This window comes from Mycobacterium sp., assembly GCF_035623875.1.
GTDB lineage: Bacteria > Actinomycetota > Actinomycetes > Mycobacteriales > Mycobacteriaceae > Mycobacterium.
The window spans coordinates 1-16,539 of the sequence record NZ_DASPSP010000008.1; the positions used below are offsets into that span (position 1 = coordinate 1).

Genomic DNA, 16,539 nt, shown 5'->3' on the forward strand with positions numbered 1-16,539 from the left:
TCGGCGCGGCGTCGAGGTCTGGCACGTGGCCGCCGACCAGAGCGATGGTCGGAGCGCGGGGCCTTAGCTCAGTTGGTAGAGCGCTGCCTTTGCAAGGCAGAAGTCAGGGGTTCGAATCCCCTAGGCTCCACAAGCCCAAAGGGCAGCTCAAACGCTGTACTTACCATTTGCCTGGCTGTCGCTGCTGCTGCCATAGGCGGCCAGCGCCACCGTGCCAGCGAGCATGCAAATGCATAGCGAGCCCGACGAGCAGCTGGGGAACCTGACTCCCGAACTTGCGTGCTTCAGTGCCCGAAGATCGAGGGAGGACCGGTTACCGGCCCCGGCTGGCAAGTGTCCGTCAACGCGTCAAAACGCGAGCCAGGGTTGCATTGGCAGACATCGTCTTTCGCATCGAACCGTGAGCCGTAAGGACATGGCAGCGGTTCGCACGCATTGTAATGCGGGCTCCAAAATTGGCCGTCGTCACACGGCGCCGAACTCGCTGTCGGCATCGTCATGGCCCCCATCGGCATCAACGCGATCGCGACGACTGGTGCCAGGAGGCGAACGGACTTCTTCATGTGCCAGCCTCCGTTACAGGATACGTCAGGGCGGGCCAAAGATGGCAGCTGACCGAGGATGGCCTGACGTGGCCGCTGTTCGCGCGCGGAACCCGACATTATCGCCATGTCCCTTCATTCTTCCTCGCTCACACGCCCATTGTCACAAAACTGTCACGGAACTCATATCGTTCTCAAATGTGTCGGCGATCCGGCGAGCATCCGCCCGGGCCGTCAGATATGGGTTCTCTATGCATCTCACCGGTGAGCTTGCGATGCCGTTGTGTCCCAAAAACACTGGGTAACAGAGCTCTTGACCAAGGAGAGTGCAGACCAAAAGTGAGGCTACACCGCTAACCGATTGTGTGTGAAGGCTTTACGTAACTTTGCCTTTGGAGAGATCAATGTATCGGCCCGCTGCTACACACTCAAGTTTGTTCACTCGTCGTAGAGCAACAGGCGACGAGCGCCTCGCGCGGTGGACGCTGTTGTCCATGGTTGCGGGGGTGGGCGCGGCAACGATCGGCTTGGCACCAAGTTCGCACGCCAACCCCTTCTCCGCGCAGTTCCAGTCGCCGTCGGGAGACATCTCCTGCAACCTGGTGAACGTCCCTCCAACAGACAAACTCGGGTTCCCTAAGAATTTTGTGCAGTGCGACATCGTTAACCCGAGCTGGGTGCCACCGCGGCCGCCCCCGCAGGGCCGGGCCGACGCCACCAGCACCCTCGTTCTCATGCGCGGCCAGTTGCCGATTGTGGGCTACAGTCCAGGCACCTTGGCGGCCTCCGACCCGGTGAATTACGACCAACCACTATCAGCGGGTGCGATCATCTGCACAGGAGCCGAGCAGTCGGCTGTGAAATGCACTGACACCAGCACCGGACACTTCTTCCGGGTCTCGCATGAGTCCTACGAGTTGGGGTGATGATCCCAGCTCGTAGCCAGCCGCTGCATTTAGGCGGCGACCAGGTCACGCGCCTCTACCCAGGCTGACGAAGCCGTCTTGGACGCGGGCCTGTCCAATGGGTTCCCGCGCTCGGGCTCGGTCGACAGTTCGTGCCCACACCGTTCCCACAATCTGCCCACAGTCACAGATACTTTTTGTGAACAACTGTGATGTGATTCAGCACGTCAGCACCCGTGTAAACCGTTGATCAGCAGTGCAATTCGCCTTTGCAAGGCAGAAGTGAGGGGTTCGAATCCCCTAGGCTCCACAGCTCGAAGGTGCGCCTGGATCGTCATGGCTGGCGGTTCGGCAAATCATCTCGGATGCCTTGCAGATCGCCTTCGATGGCTTGCAATTCGGACTGAGCATGCTGGAATGCCTGCTGCAGCTGGTCTGGGATTGCAGGTTGGTAGCTCGCAGGTTGGTACTGAGGGCAGTACGAGATGATGGCACCAGCAGCTACGTCGGTGCTTTGATTCGCATCCCATATCGACGATCGCTGGACAAAGCGCACGGCCGCTGCGAAGTCGGCTTGCCCCGCTAGAAAGTCGCAGACTGCGTGCCCCTGTGCCAGCACGTATTCGTCGCTTGGAACTGGCACGGCCTCCCGTTTCAACGTGTCGATGAAGGCCCGGTCGACGATGTGAAGTGGCGGAACGGGGTTAAGCGGTGGAGCGGGTGGTTTCGGCGCAGCCGGGGTGGGTCGCCCACTCGACGGCGGGACTTCGGCTGGCTGCGCGGCAGGGTGTTGGTCGTGGACCGTGAACAGCACCACCAATACGGCGGCGGCGGCGACCATTGATAGCGGCAATGCCTTGGGGAGGCCGAAGCGGCGCAACACAGCCTTATGTCGGTACGGTGCAACATCGTTGGCTATGTCGCGCTGCGACCAGGTGTCGATAGCCGCGGTCTCGGAAGCCTCTGGGCGGTGACCTAGGCGCTCGTCAAGAAGTTCGTCGATCCGACGGCTGGACAGCTCGCCGCCGGGCTCGTGCATGGACCGCCGCTTTGCTGCCAGCAGCCGTAGTTCGGAGTCGATCGTCTCGCGATCGCGCATGTGCCGCAGCTTAGTGGCAGTCAGCACCGGATTTCAGGGTTTGGTTCCGCTAGGGCCGGGGCTGCACGTCGACGCTCGGCGGCAGCGACGACGGCTCTTGGCGCATCGACCGGCGGACGATCGAGAAGGCCGCGGCGCCACCGGCGAGGACCGCCACGGCCACCCCCGTGATCACCCACGGGCGCTTGCCGCGCCGGTGGGACCGACGGGCCTGCTGAAGAGTTTGCGGCAGGCCACTAACCACCTCCTGCGCGGCCGCCAATTCTTGCGCCAGGGCCTCTTGGGCGGTTTGCAAATCCCGGGCCAGCCGGCCCTCCCGGTAACGGCGACGCAGACTCGACGCGCCGGCCTGCGCCGAGTGAGCGCCCAGCCCGACGATGCCGCGGGTAACGTCCACCGGCCCGACCGCCGTGTACGTCAGGCCGCGGGACAGCCGCTGCCGCGGGCTCAGCCGCGTGTGGTTCCTCGCGCTCATTTCTCGCCTTTCCCGGCCGCTTTCGCGAGACCGTGCTCCGATACTTCCAGACTGTAACCACCGGTAACCCGACGAGCCTCTGCGGGTAAGGGCACCGGCTGCCCGGCTGGCCGGCAGGTGATGGCAGACTGTGATGCCGTGACTACCAGCCCGATTCAGACTGCCACTGCCACACTGCACACCAACCGCGGCGACATCAAGATCGCGCTGTTCGGAAACCACGCTCCCAAGACCGTCGCGAACTTCGTCGGCCTGGCCCAGGGCACGAAGGAGTATTCGACCGAGAACGCCTCCGGCGGCAGCTCCGGCCCGTTTTACGACGGCGCGATCTTTCATCGGGTGATCGACGGCTTCATGATCCAGGGCGGCGACCCGACCGGGACCGGCCGCGGCGGCCCCGGCTACAAGTTCGCCGACGAATTCCACCCCGAGTTGCAATTCGACAAGCCATACCTGCTGGCGATGGCCAATGCGGGCCCGGGAACCAACGGCTCACAGTTCTTCATCACGGTGGACAAGACGCCGCACCTGAACCGGCGGCACACCATCTTCGGCGAGGTGGTCGACACCGATTCGCAGAAGGTTGTCCACACCATCGCCACCACCGAAACCGATCATGGTGACCGGCCGACCGAACCGGTCGTCATCGAGTCGATCACGATTTCCTAACCCGCTGCGCTGCGGCGGATTAGGACCCGGCGTAACCCGCGGTGGTCAGCGCGTCGAGCACGTCCAGCGGGTCGGTGCCGAGGTCCCAACGCGAGAAGATCAGCAGTCGGCCGTCAACCGCGTCGATCTCGAGTAGCCGCAATTTGCGGCCGATACGACGGAATTCGGTGATCCGGATGATCTTGATGTCGGCGCGCCGCAATAGCTGCGTCCGCCACCATCCGCGTAACCGGAGGCCGTCCGGGGTGATTGCCAGTTTCGGACGTGCGCGCCACGTTGCGCTTGCAAACAAGATCAGACCGGTTGCGGAAATACCTAGTAGTACCCGCCCCGGCGGGTCTGTGACGACGGTCACACATGCGATAGCCATCACAACGCCGGCGATGCCGCAAGCTGCGATTCCGATCGGTGACGGGGACCACTGTGTTTGCTGCACGACGCTCCTAGACGGGCCTACCACTAGCGATGAGGTTATCCACAAGCGCTATGCACAATGGGGATGAATCACACGCGTGTGATCTGCCGGGTTGGAGGTTGCCAGCACAGTAAATGCGCAAACCGAAAATGAATTCATTTTGTCGGCGTCGATGTCTACCGCCACCGCATTGTGAGCAACAAGCCACTGATCATGAAAGCAAACGCGACAGCGTAATTCCATGGGCCGAGGTTGGCCATCCAAGTGAGGATGGAGGGTGCATCGGGGCCCGTGGCAGCCAGCTGGAACACCATCAGCCAGATCAGGCCGATCAGCATCAAGCCGACGAACAACGCAACGAACCACACGCTGGACGGCCCGGCCTTGACCTTGACCGGCGTACGGCTCACCGCGCTGACGGTGAAGTCGCTCTTCTTGCGGACCTTGGACTTGGGCATTTCTACCTCGGAGTTACGGTATTCAGGGCAGGTGCAACGACGAGCCTAACGCACCCACCAGCAGCGGACGGAGAGCCGATGGCCAAATGGATCGCCAGACTGCTTGCCGCGCGCCGGACCAGCTCGCGGCGGGAGGAATCGCAGCCCTCGCGTTGGCGGGTCGGCGTTCCACTGGTCTGTGTGCTGGCCGGGTTGCTGGTCGGCGCTACGCACGGGGTGTCCCGCGGCGGCGAGATCCGCCGCAGTGACGCGCCGCGGTTGGTCGACCTGGTCCGCGTGGAGCAATCCGAGGTCGATCGGCTCAATGCCGAAAGGGATCGATTGGCCAACGCCATCGATTCGACACATGGCCGGTCGTCCGACACGGCGCTGGCGGCCATGCTGCGGCGCTCCGCGGAGCTGGCCGGTGACGCCGGTCTGGACCCCGTTCACGGGCCGGGCCTGATCGTGACCCTCAACGATGCGCAGCGGGACGCCAACGGACGCTTCCCGCGGGACGCATCCCCAGATGACCTCGTCGTGCATCAACAGGACATCCAGGCTGTGCTGAATGCGGTGTGGAGCGCCGGCGCGGAGGCGGTCCAGATGCAGGATCAACGCATCATCGCCACCTCGGCCCCCCGCTGCGTCGGCAATACGCTGCTGCTCAACGGGCGAACCTACAGTCCGCCGTACACGATCACCGCGATCGGCGACGCCAACGCCATGCAGGCCGCCTTGGCCGCCGCTCCCCTGGTGATCCTCTACAAGCAATATGTGGTGCGATTCGGCCTCGGCTACACCGAGCAAGTCGGGCCCGATGTCCGCATCGCCGGGTACAGCGAGCCGGTGCGGATGCATTCTGCCCAGCCGGCCGGCCCGGTCAGCTACTGAACCGGCCTGCCTTCGATCCCAACTGTAGCCTGACACGATGCGGATCTTGGTCGTCGACAACTACGACAGTTTCGTCTTCAACCTGGTGCAGTACCTCGGGCAGCTGGGCGTCGAGGCACAGGTGTGGCGCAACGACGACGCCCGGCTGTCCGATCATGCCGCAATCGCCGCCGAGGTGGACGGGATCCTGCTCAGCCCGGGTCCGGGCACGCCGGAACGGGCGGGCGCGTCGATCGGCCTGGTGCGCGCCTGCGCAGCGGCCCGCACCCCACTGCTGGGAGTGTGCCTGGGCCACCAGGCCATCGGCGTCGCGTTCGGCGCCACCGTGGATCGGGCCCCCGAGTTGCTGCACGGCAAGACCAGCAGCGTCTTTCACACGAATGCCGGTGTGCTGGAAGGACTTCCAGATCCATTTACGGCGACCCGGTATCACTCGCTGACCATCTTGCCGGAAACCTTGCCCACCGAACTGGAAGTGACCGCCCGCACCCGCAGCGGGGTGATCATGGGCGTGCGGCACACCGACCTGCCCATCCACGGAGTGCAGTTCCACCCCGAATCGATTCTGACCGAAGGCGGCCACCGAATGCTGGCCAACTGGCTGGCTTACTGCGGTCAGGTCCGAGACGACGCGTTGGTGCGGCGGCTGGAAAGTGAGGTCGTGAACAGTTTGGCGACGGTGCGACGCTCCGCCGACCTGGATTGCGGCCCGACGTCAACCGGACGGGCGCTGCCGGCTATTGACCGAACTTCAGCGTGATATTGCCGTCTTTGTTCACGCCCTGACCCACGGCCGGGCTCTGGAACACCACCCGGTTGTGCTGTGGGCCGCCGGCGTCGACGTCGGAACCCTTGACCAGCACACCGGTCCATCCCAGCGCGCGCAGCTGCGGCTCGGCATCGGTCCAGAACAGACCTGACAAGTCCGGCATGATGAACTGGTTGCCCTTGGAGACCTCTATCTCGATCACCGAATCGACCGGAACAGTCGCTCCCGCGGGCGGATTGGTCCCGATGACGTCGCCGGCCGGGCGGGGGCTGTCGACGGCGGCCTGGCTGAATTTACTGAACCCGTAGACCGTGAGATTCTTCTGCGCACTGTCGGCGGTCTGCCCCGCGACGTCCGGAACCTGCTTGGTCGACGGACCCGAGCCGACGATGACGGAGATCTCATTGGTGATCGCCGACGTCTGGTTGGCCGGCGGGTTGGTCCCGATGACCTTGTCTTTCATCTCCGGTGTGGACGGCGAGGGGACCTCCTTGAAGCGGCCGAACCCGGCCGACTTCAGTTTCTTCACCGCGGAGGCATAGCTCAGCGAAGTCACGTCCGGCACCTCGCGCTGCTCGGGTCCGGTGGACACGTTGACCGTGATCAGGTCGCCGGCCCCAACTTTGGCGTTGCCAGCCGGGTCGGTGCCGATGACGTGATCGGGCAGGACGGTCGAATCGGGTTTCTGCTGGGTGCGTGTCTTGAAGCCATGGTTCTGCAGCGCGGCGATTGCGTCGGCGGACGCCTGGCCGCGCACGTCGGGCACCGAGACGTTGCGCGTGCCGCCGCCGAAGGTGTTGATCAGGATGGTGACGATGACGGTCAGCACCGCTAACGCCGCGACCGCGACGACCCAACGGCTTATCGATCCGGGGCCGCGGTCACGGGTGAAGTCGAGTTCTTGGCGAGGCAGCGGATCGGTTCGCGGTCCGGCCGCCCCGCTGGGATGCGGTGCGGCCAGCAGCGATGATCGCTCGGCGTCGGTGAGTACTTTGGGCGCCTCCGGCGGCTCACCGTTGTGCACCCGAACCAGGTCTGCACGCATCTCCGCGGCGGTCTGATAGCGATTCTCCGGGTTCTTGGCCAGCGCCTTGAGCACCACCGCGTCAAGGTCGGCGGAGATACCCTCATGCCGCTGCGACGGTGGGACGGGGTCTTCGCGGACATGCTGATAGGCCACCGCGACTGGTGAGTCACCGACGAAAGGTGGTTCGCCGGTAAGCATTTCGTAGAGCACACAGCCCAGGGAGTAGACGTCGGAGCGGGCATCGACGGCATTGCCCCGGGCCTGCTCAGGTGAAAGGTATTGCGCGGTACCGATCACCGCCGCGGTCTGGGTGACGCTGTTGCCGCCGTCGGCGAGCGCCCGGGCGATCCCGAAGTCCATCACCTTGACCGCGTTGGTGGTGCTGATCATGATATTGGCCGGCTTGACGTCGCGGTGGATGATGCCGTGCTGGTGGGAAAAGTTCAGCGCCTGGCAGGCGTCGGCGATGATCTCGATGGCCCGATTGGGCGGCAGCGGTCCGTCGGTGTGGACGATGTCGCGCAGCGTCACACCGTTGACGTATTCCATCACGATGTAGGGCAGCGGGCCGGCGTCGGTTTCGGCCTCGCCGGTGTCGTACACCGCGACGATCGCCGGGTGGTTCAGCGCCGCCGCGTTTTGCGCCTCCCGCCGGAAGCGCAGGTAGAAGCTGGGGTCGCGGGCCAGGTCGGCACGCAGCACCTTGACCGCTACGTCGCGGTGTAACCGGACATCCCGGGCCAGATGGACCTCGGACATGCCGCCGAAGCCGAGGATTTCGCCGAGTTCGTAGCGGTCGGACAGGTGTTGCGGGGTCGTCATTGCGGTGTTTCGTGTCGGGGCGGCAACGCGCGATTGTGTGTCAACGCGGCCGCCCGCCTGTGTGTGGGCAGGTTGCATTGCCCTACAGGATTACCTGTGAGCCCCCGGTTCGTCCAATTGGTCGGGTGGGCCGGAGCCGATCCCGGCTTGCTGGGCGGCTGCCCCGTGTCGGTCACGGTCGGTGCCGACGGTTGCTGCTGGGAGCCGTTGTCGTGCGAGTTGATGACGATCAGGACCGCGATGATGATCGCCAATGCGCCCAGCACCCCGGCGGCCCACAGCAGCGCACGCTGACCGGACGAGAAGGTGCGCCGCGGCGGCGGCGTGCGGTGCCCGCCGCTGGTGCGCCGGGGTGTGGGCTCCCGGCCAGTGGGGTTGGCCGCGGCGCGTGCCTGCGCGCCCGACGGAATGGCGGCCGGGGTGGCACGGCCGGCGGGTGCCGCCTGGTTGGGTCGCGGCGGCCTGCGTCCGGCGCGGACGGCGGCGACGGCATCGGCAAACGGTCCCCCGCTGCGATAGCGCATGCCGGGGTTTTTGACCAGGGTGAGCTCGATGAGCTCGCGCACATTGGGCGGCAAGTCGGGCGGTAATGGCGGGGGTGGCTCTTTGATGTGCTTCATCGCCACTGTCAGCGCTCCGTCACCGCTGAACGGGCGCTTACCCGAAACCGCTTCGTAGCCAACCACTCCCAGCGAGTAGACGTCGCTGGCCGGGGATGCGTCGTGGCCAAGGGCCTGCTCGGGGGCAATGTACTGGGCGGTGCCCATCACCATGCCTGTCTGGGTTACCGGAGCGGCGTCGACGGCTTTGGCGATACCGAAGTCGGTGATTTTCACCTGACCGGTGGGAGTGATCAGAATGTTGCCGGGCTTGACGTCGCGATGCACCAAACCGGACGCGTGCGCGACTTGCAGCGCGCGGCCGGTCTGCTCGAGCATGTCCAGCGTGTGCCGCAGCGAGAGGCGGCCGGTGCGCTTGAGTACGGAGTTGAGCGGCTCACCGTTGACCAACTCCATCACCAGGTAGGCGGTGCGGCCCTCGCCGTCCATCTCGGTTTCGCCGTAGTCGTGGACGCTGGCAATCCCGGGGTGATTGAGCATCGCGGTGGTGCGCGCCTCGGCCCGAAACCTCTCGATGAACTCAGGGTCCGAGGAGAATTCGCTCTTGAGTACCTTGACGGCGACGCGCCGCCCCAGCCGGCTGTCGACCGCCTCCCACACCTGGCCCATGCCGCCGGTGGCGATGAGGCGCTGCAACCGGTACCGGCCAGACAGCGTCACACCTACTCGCGGGCTCATGGTCCTCCCTGCAGCGCGGCCTCGATCACGGCCCGCCCGATCGGTGCGGCAAGCGCACCGCCGGTTGCCGACAACCGATCGGCGCCGTCCTCGACGAGCACCGCAACGGCCACCTTCGGGGTCTGTGCGGGGGCGAAGGCGATGTACCACGCGTGCGGTGGCGTATTGCGCGGGTCGGTGCCGTGCTCTGCGGTACCCGTCTTGGATGCGATCTGCACGCCGGGAATCGCCCCTTTCTGCTGTGTGACATTCTCGGCGCCGACCATCAAGTCTGTTAGCTTAGCTGCGACCTCCGGGGAGACTGCACGGCGCTGTTGTTGCGGCGCGGTGGTGCTGATGTTAGCCAGGTCGGGCCCTTGCAGGCTGTTGACCAGGTAGGGCTGCATAGTTACACCGGCATTGGCGATGGTAGCGGCAACCAATGCATTCTCCAGCGGCGTCACCGCGACGTCCTTCTGGCCGATACTCGACATTCCCAGCGCTGCGGCGTCCGGGATCGGGCCGGCGGTGGACTCGGCGACCTGCAGCGGAATGGGGTCGGGAACGTCGTCCAGACCGAATGACTGCGCGGTGCTGCGCAGGGCGTCGGTGCCGGTGAGTAGCCCCAACTGAACGAACGCGGTATTGCAAGACCGGGCGAACGCCTCACGCAGCGACACTGTTTCGGCGTTGATGCAGGGGGTGCCGCCGTAATTCTTCAGGGTGGCGGTGCTGTCCGGTAGGGGAATCTGCGCCGCCGCGGTGAGCTGCTCGTCTTCGGTGGCGCCGTTCTGCAACGCGGCCGCGGTGGTGATCACCTTGAATGTCGAACCGGGCGGATAGGTCTCGGAGATGGCGCGGTTGGTCATCGGCGAATGCGGGACGTCACGAAGTTGCTGCCAGGTTTGCGACTGCTGTTCGGGGTCGTGCGACGCGAGCAGGTTGGGGTCGTAGGACGGGCTGGACACCAGCGCAAGGATTTTGCCGGTCGACGGCTCCAGCGCGACCACCGCGCCCCGGCACGGTCCGTTGCAGCCCTGCTGCATGGCATCCCAACCGGCTTGCTGGATGCGCGGGTTGATGGTGGTATCCACGTTGCCGCCGCGCGGGTCGCGGCCGGTGAAGAAGTCGGCCAACCGGCGCCCGAACAACCGCTGGTCGGAGCCATTCAGCAGCGGATCCTCGGCCCGTTCCAGCCCGGTGCTGGAATAGCGCAACGAATAGAACCCGGTAATCGGCGCGTACACCGCGGCGTTCGGATAGACCCGCAGGAAACGGAAACGGCTTTCGGTGGCAACCGAATAGGCCAGTAGTTGCCCGTTCGCGGTGATCTGACCCCGCTGGCGGGAGTACTCGTCGAGCAGAACCCGTTGGTTGCGCGGATCGGCGCGCAAGCCGTCGGCGGTGAAGACCTGAGTGAGCGTGGCGTTGAAGAGCAACAGCACGATCAACGCCATCACGGTCATCGAGATCCGGCGCAGGGAGGCGTTCATACCCGCTCGATCACCTCGGTGCTGGCGGCCGCGATCGGTGACGTGTTGCGCTGCCGGATGCGGAACGGGCGCCGGGCCGAATGCGAGATGCGCACCAGGATGGCCAGCAGCACATAGTTGGCCAGCAGCGACGAGCCCCCGTACGACATCCAGGGTGTGGTCAGCCCGGTCAGCGGAATGAGGTTGGTCACCCCACCGACGACGATGAACAACTGGACGGCCAGCGCCGAGGCCAGGCCCGCGGCCAGCAGCTTGCCGAAACTGTCCCGCACTGCGATCGCGGTCCGCATGCCGCGGATGATCACGATGGTGTAGAGCATCAGCAGGCCGGCCAATCCGACCAGCCCGAGTTCTTCGCCGAACGCGGCGACGATGAAATCCGTCGATGCGGCCGGCACGGTGCCCGGCTGGCCGTTGCCCAGTCCGGTGCCGAAGACGCCGCCGGTAGCAAAGCTGAACAGCGACTGCACGATCTGGTAGCCGGCGCCGTCCGGGTCGGCGAATGGGTCCAGCCAGGTCTGCACGCGCACCCGGACGTGACTGAAAATGAAATACGCTGCAACACTTCCCAGCGCGAACAAGGCCAAGCCGATGACCACCCAACTGAACCGCTGGGTGGCAAGATAAACGACCACCAGGAACGACGCATAGAGCAGCAGCGAAGTCCCGAGGTCCTTCTCGAAGACCATCACGCCGACCGAAATCACCCAGGCCGCCAGCAGCGGAGCGAGGTCGCGCGGCCGCGGCAGGTTCATGCCCAGGACATGCTTACCGGCACTGGTGAACAAACCGCGTTTGGCTACCAGCACCGCCGAAAAGAAAACGAGCAGAAGAATTTTGGAGAACTCTGCCGGCTGAATCGAAAAGCCCGGCAACTTGATCCAGATCTTCGCACCATTCTGCTCAGATAACGACCGCGGCAGCAGGGCCGGGATCGCCAGGATCACCAGTCCGATCAGGCCGCAGATGTAGCCGTAGCGGGCGAGTCGTCGATGGTCCTTCAGCCAGATCACCACGAACGCAAACGCCGCCACCCCCACCAGCGTCCAGAGGATTTGCGGGTTTCCGCGTGCACTAGTCCCGGTGAGGCGATCGTCGAGGTCAAGCCGGTGGATCATCACCAGACCCAGGCCGTTGAGCAGCGCCACTATCGGCAGCAGCAACGGGTCCGCGTATGGGGCAAAGCGTCTGATCGCCAGATGGGCGCATGCGAACACCGCCAAAAACCCTGCGGCGTAAGTGATTAGCTGCCAGTTCAGGCCGCGTTCCTGGTCGGCCTGCACCAGCGCGAAGGCCGCCGCGGTGATCACGGCGGCGAAGCACAGCAGCAGCAGTTCCGCATTGCGTCGAGTCGGCAGCGGAGGCGTCACCGCGACCGGCGGCTGTGGCTTGGTGGTCATGTCGGTGTCCGGCAATCGGTGCCCGGCTGGGGTGGTGGCGGGGAGAGCGCTGTGACGGTGGGCGCGGCTGGTGTCGGCGAAAGGCTTCCCGGAGGTTGTTCGGGGACCGAGGTACCGGCACTCGGTTCCGGTAGCTGGCTGGTAGTTGGTGCGGTTTGTGGTGTCGAGGTCGGTGGCGACTGGGGGTGCGCCGGCGGACAGAGCGGCAGCAGTGACTCGGTCGACAACCTGCGTAGCTGTGCGTCAGCCTGCTCGAGCGTGCCTGCCGGAAGTCCGGCGGCCACCTGCGCACGTGCCGACTCGGCCAGATCGGACAGCTTCATCAGTTGGCAATCGTGGTTACTGCCGGCCTGGCCGTAGCGGATCACCGACAGCTGGTTGCGGCTGTTCAGGCAGCCCTGCGAGTAGGGCTGATGCAGCGGTACGCCCAGGATGGACACCTGGATGCCTTGCATGATCGACACCGCACCGTTGTATTCGGCGACGTAGTAGTAATTGCGGATGATGGTTCGGCCGATGGCCAACGCTGCGAGCACCAGCAACACGATCAGCGCGGCACCGATCGCCATCCGTCGTCGCGACCGACGTGGTGGGGTGAAGGTATCCACTTGCGGCAGAACGCGGTTGACCACATTTTTGCGCGGGTTGATGGCCGAGGCGCGGCCCGCCGCGGTGTTAGGTCGGGTCAGCGTGTCCGGATAATCGGAGTCGCCGGATACCGCCCCGGCGATGATCGGCTGGGTTGGGCCGTAGTCGTAGTTGACGACGTCGGCGACCACCACGGTGACGTTGTCGGGTCCGCCGCCGCGCAGCGCCAATTCGATGAGGCGGTCGGCGCTGTCGGTGACATCGGGAATCTGCAGCGCGTCGAGGATAGTCTCGTCGCTGACCGGGTCGGAGAGTCCGTCTGAGCACAGCAGGTAGCGATCGCCGATGCGTACTTCCCGCATCGTCAGCGTCGGCTCGACCTCATGACCGGTCAGCGCCCGCATGATCAACGATCGTTGCGGGTGGCTGTGTGCCTCTTCCCGGGTGATCCGCCCTTCGTCAACCAAAGTTTGGACGAACGTGTCGTCCTTGGTGATCTGGGTCAGCTCCCCGTCGCGCAGCAGATAGCCGCGCGAGTCGCCGATGTGAACCAGCCCAAGACGGTTGCCTGCGAACAGGATTGCGGTGAGTGTGGTACCCATCCCCTCGAGGTCGGGTTCCATCTCGACCTGCGCAGCGATGGCCGAATTGCCGGCCCGTACCGCGCCGTCAAGGTGGGCCAGCAGGTCGCCACCGGGTTCGTCGTCGTCGAGGTGGGCCAACGCGGCAATTACCAACTGGGAAGCGATTTCACCGGCGGCGTGACCGCCCATGCCGTCGGCGAGCGCCAGCAACCGCGCGCCGGCGTACACCGAGTCCTCGTTGTTGGAACGCACCAAGCCGACATCGCTGCGGGCCGCATAACGCAAGACCAAAGTCACGGGCGCAGCTCGATTACCGTCTTGCCGATGCGAACCGGCGTGCCAATGGGAACCCGTACCGCCGTGGTCACCTTCGCCCTGTCAAGGTATGTGCCGTTGGTCGATCCTAGATCTTCGACGTACCATTCCGAGCCGCGCTGAGAAAGGCGCGCGTGCCGCGTCGAGGCGTAGTCATCGGTCAGCACCAGAGTGGAGTCGTCGGCGCGTCCGATCAACACCGGCTGGCCGCTGAGCGTGATACGGGCACCTACCAATGCGCCCTCGGTCACCACCAAGTAGCGCGCGGCGGTAAGGCGCCGGCGCGACGGCAGTAATGTGCCTCGCAACGTCAACCCGCGTCGCACCATGACCGCGCCGGTCGGAGCATAGATGTCAGTCCGCAAGATCCTCAGCACCGACCAGATGAAGAGCCACAACAGCATCAGGAACCCGGCACGCGTCAGTTGCAGTACTAGTCCCTGCATCTGGCGTCCCCTCCGTCCTGGCGTCGCACGCTTCGCGTGACCGGATATAGCAACGTCACGATACTTGGACGGCGGTCTATACGGGGTGAAGCTGGATAGCTTCGCGACCTACGGGCTCAATGGATGTGGACGACGATTTCCGAGTGCCCCAGCCGGATCACATCGCCGTCTGCCAACTGCCACTCCTGCACAGGCGCGTTGTTGACGGTGGTGCCATTGGTGGAGTTGAGGTCCGACAGTAGCGCGACGCGGCCGTCCCAGCGGATCTCCAGGTGGCGGCGCGATACACCGGTGTCCGGCAACCGGAACTGGGCGTCCTGGCCGCGGCCGATGATGTTGGCCCCTTCGCGAAGTTGGTAGGTGCGCCCACTGCCGTCATCGAGCTGCAAAGTAACCGCGATTCCGGAGGACGAGTAGCCGCCCTGCCCATAGCCGCCGTAGCCGCCGGCTTCCGCGGGCTGGCCGTAGTCGTAGTCGCGCCCCGCCGGCTCGGGGTATCCACCGCCGTATGTCGGAGCAGGTGCGTCGCCGTAACGGCCGTAGTCGGGCTGCTGGACGTAGTCCTGGCGTCCGTATCCCGACCCACCGGGATAGCCCTGGTCGTAGCCGCCACCCTGCTCGGGATAAGGCGACCGTTGATCGGGTGCGGCATAGCCGCCCTCTTCCTGGCGGGCCGGTCCGCGGCCGTAATCGGCGTATTCGCCGTACCCCTGGCCACCGGGTTGGCCGTAGCCGCCCTGGCGGTGACCGGCGTCGTAACCCTGACCGCCGCCGTAACCGCCGGCCGGCCGCTGTTCGTACTGGGGGTAGCCACCTTGGTCGGGGTACCCGCCGCGCTGGTCGGGGTAGCGACTCTGTTCTTGGTAGCCGCCTTGGTCCGGATACCCGCCGCGCTGGTCGGGGTAGCCGCCTTGGTCGGGGTACCCGCCGCGCTGGTCGGGGTAGCCGCCTTGGTCCGGATACCCCCCCTGGTCGGGCGGTGGCGCCGGATAACCATGCTGGTCGGGATAGCCGCCCGGTTCGGGCGGATAGGGACCCCGAGGATCCTGGCCACCACGCGGGTCGTCTTGGGGATGCCCGTAATGGTCGTCGTAGTAGTCATCGTCGGGCCGGCCCTGCCCCTGGCCGCCGCGGTAGCTCGAATTCTCGGTCATCTCTGGTACTCCTGGTTCTGCGTTGAACGCATGGTCTGATTGTGGCGCGGCGGGCTCGCCAGCCGTCGGGCGGGGCGCGACATCGGGGTTGACAGCACCGTGGGCGCGGAACTGGCCGGTATGCAGGTTCGCCGACTGCTCGAACCGGACGACCACGTCACCATATGTTTGCCACCCCTGTTCGCCGATGTATCCCGCCAACTGCTTAGCGAAAGCGTCTGAAGTGAGATCCGGGTCGGCGCCCACTTTCTGGTAGTCGTGCATACCGAGGGTAATGATGTATTCGTTGGGAGCCAAAAGCCGATTGCCCTTAAGTGGGCGGATTCCGTCGGCCGCCGCCCTGCGCAGCAGTGCTTCTACTTCCTGGGGGACGATCGATCCGCCGAACACCCGGGCAAAAGCATCATCGACGGTGACCTCAAGTTTGCGCTCGATGCGTTGAACTAGCCCCTTCTGGCTGCCCATGTCCAAGCGCTCGCCCCAGTCCTTGTCTATCGCTGCTGCACGGCGGACCAGCCTCCGGCGTGTCGCATCGTGCGTGTCGTACTCCAGCATGGTATCGGGCATGCGCAGCGCAGCGGCACTTGCAGAACTCTGAGAATCGCATCGATGCAGGTCAAGGCCGGTCCCACGGAGGGCCAGGCATCGGTGGGCGACCGTTGTCCGGGCGTCGGCGCGGTTGGGGACAGCGGCTATTACAGTGGTAGGCTCCACCGACTGTTCAGGGCGAGTGGCGGAATGGCAGACGCGCTGGCTTCAGGTGCCAGTGTCCTTCGGGACGTGGGGGTTCAAGTCCCCCTTCGCCCACAAAATTGGGTTGAGCCGAATCCTGACCTCACTTAGTGGCCGAGGTGTATCCCGGGTGTGACCTCGCCGCGACGCCGGCGAAGAACGCTCATCATCGTGACGGCGTTTGCGGGAATCGTCGCTCTCGCGACGGCAACATGCGTCGGCTACTAGGTGGGTCAGCGCGTGAGCTCGGCGCCGTCAACGTGGAAGAAGCGAACGAGCCGGATCGCGCTGGGGAGGCTGGCGATCACAGTGCTCGTCTTGCTGACCGCGCGTCGCATCCGGCAGAGCTTTCGCGCCGAGCACTTCTGGGGCCTGAGACTCATTGCGGCACTTGAGTTGCTGCGGGGTAGCCTTGCCGCTCTTGCCAGTGCGCCCAACGTTGGCCAGCAACGCATTAAATTTCGCTACGGAGAGCCAATCCGGCTAGAGCGTCTGC

16 protein-coding genes and 2 tRNA genes are annotated in these 16,539 nt (G+C 65.1%); 7 read left to right on the top strand and 11 right to left on the bottom strand.

The window, feature by feature from the left end:
* Positions 1-57 precede the first annotated feature (57 nt).
* Positions 58-130: transfer RNA gene (locus VEI45_RS00755), tRNA-Ala, on the top strand.
* Between the two features lie 906 nt (positions 131-1,036).
* Positions 1,037-1,468 carry a hypothetical protein gene (locus tag VEI45_RS00760; RefSeq protein ID WP_324849151.1) on the top strand — a complete coding sequence of 144 codons (432 nt, stop codon included), beginning with the start codon at positions 1,037-1,039 and terminating at the stop codon, positions 1,466-1,468.
* A 313-nt stretch (positions 1,469-1,781) separates the two neighbouring features.
* On the opposite strand, the gene VEI45_RS00765 is transcribed toward VEI45_RS00760, so the two are convergent.
* Positions 1,782-2,546 (bottom strand): DUF732 domain-containing protein, encoded by a 765-nt coding sequence (locus VEI45_RS00765; RefSeq protein ID WP_324849153.1) that lies wholly within the window; start codon positions 2,544-2,546, stop codon positions 1,782-1,784.
* Positions 2,547-2,595: 49 nt separating this feature from the next.
* Entirely contained in the window at positions 2,596-3,021 is a 426-nt protein-coding gene (gene cwsA, locus VEI45_RS00770; RefSeq protein WP_324849155.1) for a cell wall synthesis protein CwsA, read from the bottom strand.
* Between the two features lie 120 nt (positions 3,022-3,141).
* Between cwsA and VEI45_RS00775 the strand changes: the two genes are divergently transcribed.
* A complete protein-coding gene (locus VEI45_RS00775) occupies positions 3,142-3,690 on the top strand; it encodes a peptidylprolyl isomerase (RefSeq protein ID WP_324849157.1) in 549 nt (182 codons plus the stop codon).
* 19 nt (positions 3,691-3,709) lie between these two features.
* Here VEI45_RS00775 and VEI45_RS00780 read toward each other — a convergent pair whose 3' ends face one another.
* Both VEI45_RS00780 and crgA read right to left on the bottom strand, forming a co-directional pair.
* Positions 3,710-4,126, bottom strand: coding sequence for a PH domain-containing protein (locus VEI45_RS00780; protein WP_324849159.1), 417 nt, complete (start codon positions 4,124-4,126; stop codon positions 3,710-3,712).
* Between the two features lie 155 nt (positions 4,127-4,281).
* Positions 4,282-4,563 carry a cell division protein CrgA gene (crgA, locus tag VEI45_RS00785; RefSeq protein WP_324849161.1) on the bottom strand — a complete coding sequence of 94 codons (282 nt, stop codon included), beginning with the start codon at positions 4,561-4,563 and terminating at the stop codon, positions 4,282-4,284.
* A gap of 78 nt (positions 4,564-4,641) precedes the next feature.
* Here crgA and VEI45_RS00790 point away from each other — a divergent pair, with 78 nt between their 5' ends.
* Together VEI45_RS00790 and VEI45_RS00795 are read left to right on the top strand one after the other, a co-directional pair.
* Positions 4,642-5,436, top strand: coding sequence for a DUF881 domain-containing protein (locus tag VEI45_RS00790; RefSeq protein WP_324849163.1), 795 nt, complete (start codon positions 4,642-4,644; stop codon positions 5,434-5,436).
* Between the two features lie 37 nt (positions 5,437-5,473).
* The gene (locus VEI45_RS00795; RefSeq protein ID WP_324849165.1) at positions 5,474-6,196 is read left to right on the top strand and encodes an aminodeoxychorismate/anthranilate synthase component II; all 723 of its coding nucleotides are present in this window, start codon (positions 5,474-5,476) and stop codon (positions 6,194-6,196) included.
* Here VEI45_RS00795 and pknB read toward each other — a convergent pair.
* The 7 genes from pknB to VEI45_RS00830 all read right to left on the bottom strand — a co-directional run bounded on the left by pknB (position 6,174) and on the right by VEI45_RS00830 (position 15,776).
* Positions 6,174-8,054, bottom strand: a complete 1,881-nt coding sequence (gene pknB / locus VEI45_RS00800; RefSeq protein ID WP_324849167.1) for a Stk1 family PASTA domain-containing Ser/Thr kinase — start codon at positions 8,052-8,054, stop codon at positions 6,174-6,176. The two genes, VEI45_RS00795 and pknB, sit on opposite strands and share 23 nt — an antisense overlap.
* Positions 8,051-9,352 carry a serine/threonine-protein kinase gene (locus VEI45_RS00805; protein ID WP_324849169.1) on the bottom strand — a complete coding sequence of 434 codons (1,302 nt, stop codon included), beginning with the start codon at positions 9,350-9,352 and terminating at the stop codon, positions 8,051-8,053. The genes pknB and VEI45_RS00805 overlap by 4 nt, the downstream gene beginning before the upstream one ends.
* A complete protein-coding gene (gene pbpA, locus VEI45_RS00810) occupies positions 9,349-10,824 on the bottom strand; it encodes a D,D-transpeptidase PbpA (protein ID WP_324849171.1) in 1,476 nt (491 codons plus the stop codon). The genes VEI45_RS00805 and pbpA overlap by 4 nt, the downstream gene beginning before the upstream one ends.
* Positions 10,821-12,224 (bottom strand): FtsW/RodA/SpoVE family cell cycle protein, encoded by a 1,404-nt coding sequence (locus VEI45_RS00815; protein ID WP_324849173.1) that lies wholly within the window; start codon positions 12,222-12,224, stop codon positions 10,821-10,823. The genes pbpA and VEI45_RS00815 overlap by 4 nt, the downstream gene beginning before the upstream one ends.
* Entirely contained in the window at positions 12,221-13,693 is a 1,473-nt protein-coding gene (locus VEI45_RS00820) for a PP2C family protein-serine/threonine phosphatase (protein WP_324849175.1), read from the bottom strand. Before VEI45_RS00820 ends, VEI45_RS00815 begins: the two co-directional genes overlap by 4 nt.
* A complete protein-coding gene (locus VEI45_RS00825; protein ID WP_324849176.1) occupies positions 13,690-14,157 on the bottom strand; it encodes an FHA domain-containing protein FhaB/FipA in 468 nt (155 codons plus the stop codon). The genes VEI45_RS00820 and VEI45_RS00825 overlap by 4 nt, the downstream gene beginning before the upstream one ends.
* Before the next feature lie 116 nt (positions 14,158-14,273).
* Positions 14,274-15,776 carry a DUF3662 and FHA domain-containing protein gene (locus VEI45_RS00830; RefSeq protein ID WP_324849180.1) on the bottom strand — a complete coding sequence of 501 codons (1,503 nt, stop codon included), beginning with the start codon at positions 15,774-15,776 and terminating at the stop codon, positions 14,274-14,276.
* Between the two features lie 259 nt (positions 15,777-16,035).
* Between VEI45_RS00830 and VEI45_RS00835 the strand changes: the two genes are divergently transcribed.
* Together VEI45_RS00835 and VEI45_RS00840 are read left to right on the top strand one after the other, a co-directional pair.
* A tRNA-Leu gene (locus VEI45_RS00835) sits at positions 16,036-16,118 on the top strand.
* A 165-nt stretch (positions 16,119-16,283) separates the two neighbouring features.
* Positions 16,284-16,539 (top strand): hypothetical protein (locus VEI45_RS00840; protein ID WP_324849178.1); only part of this gene is annotated, 256 nt, incomplete at its 3' end.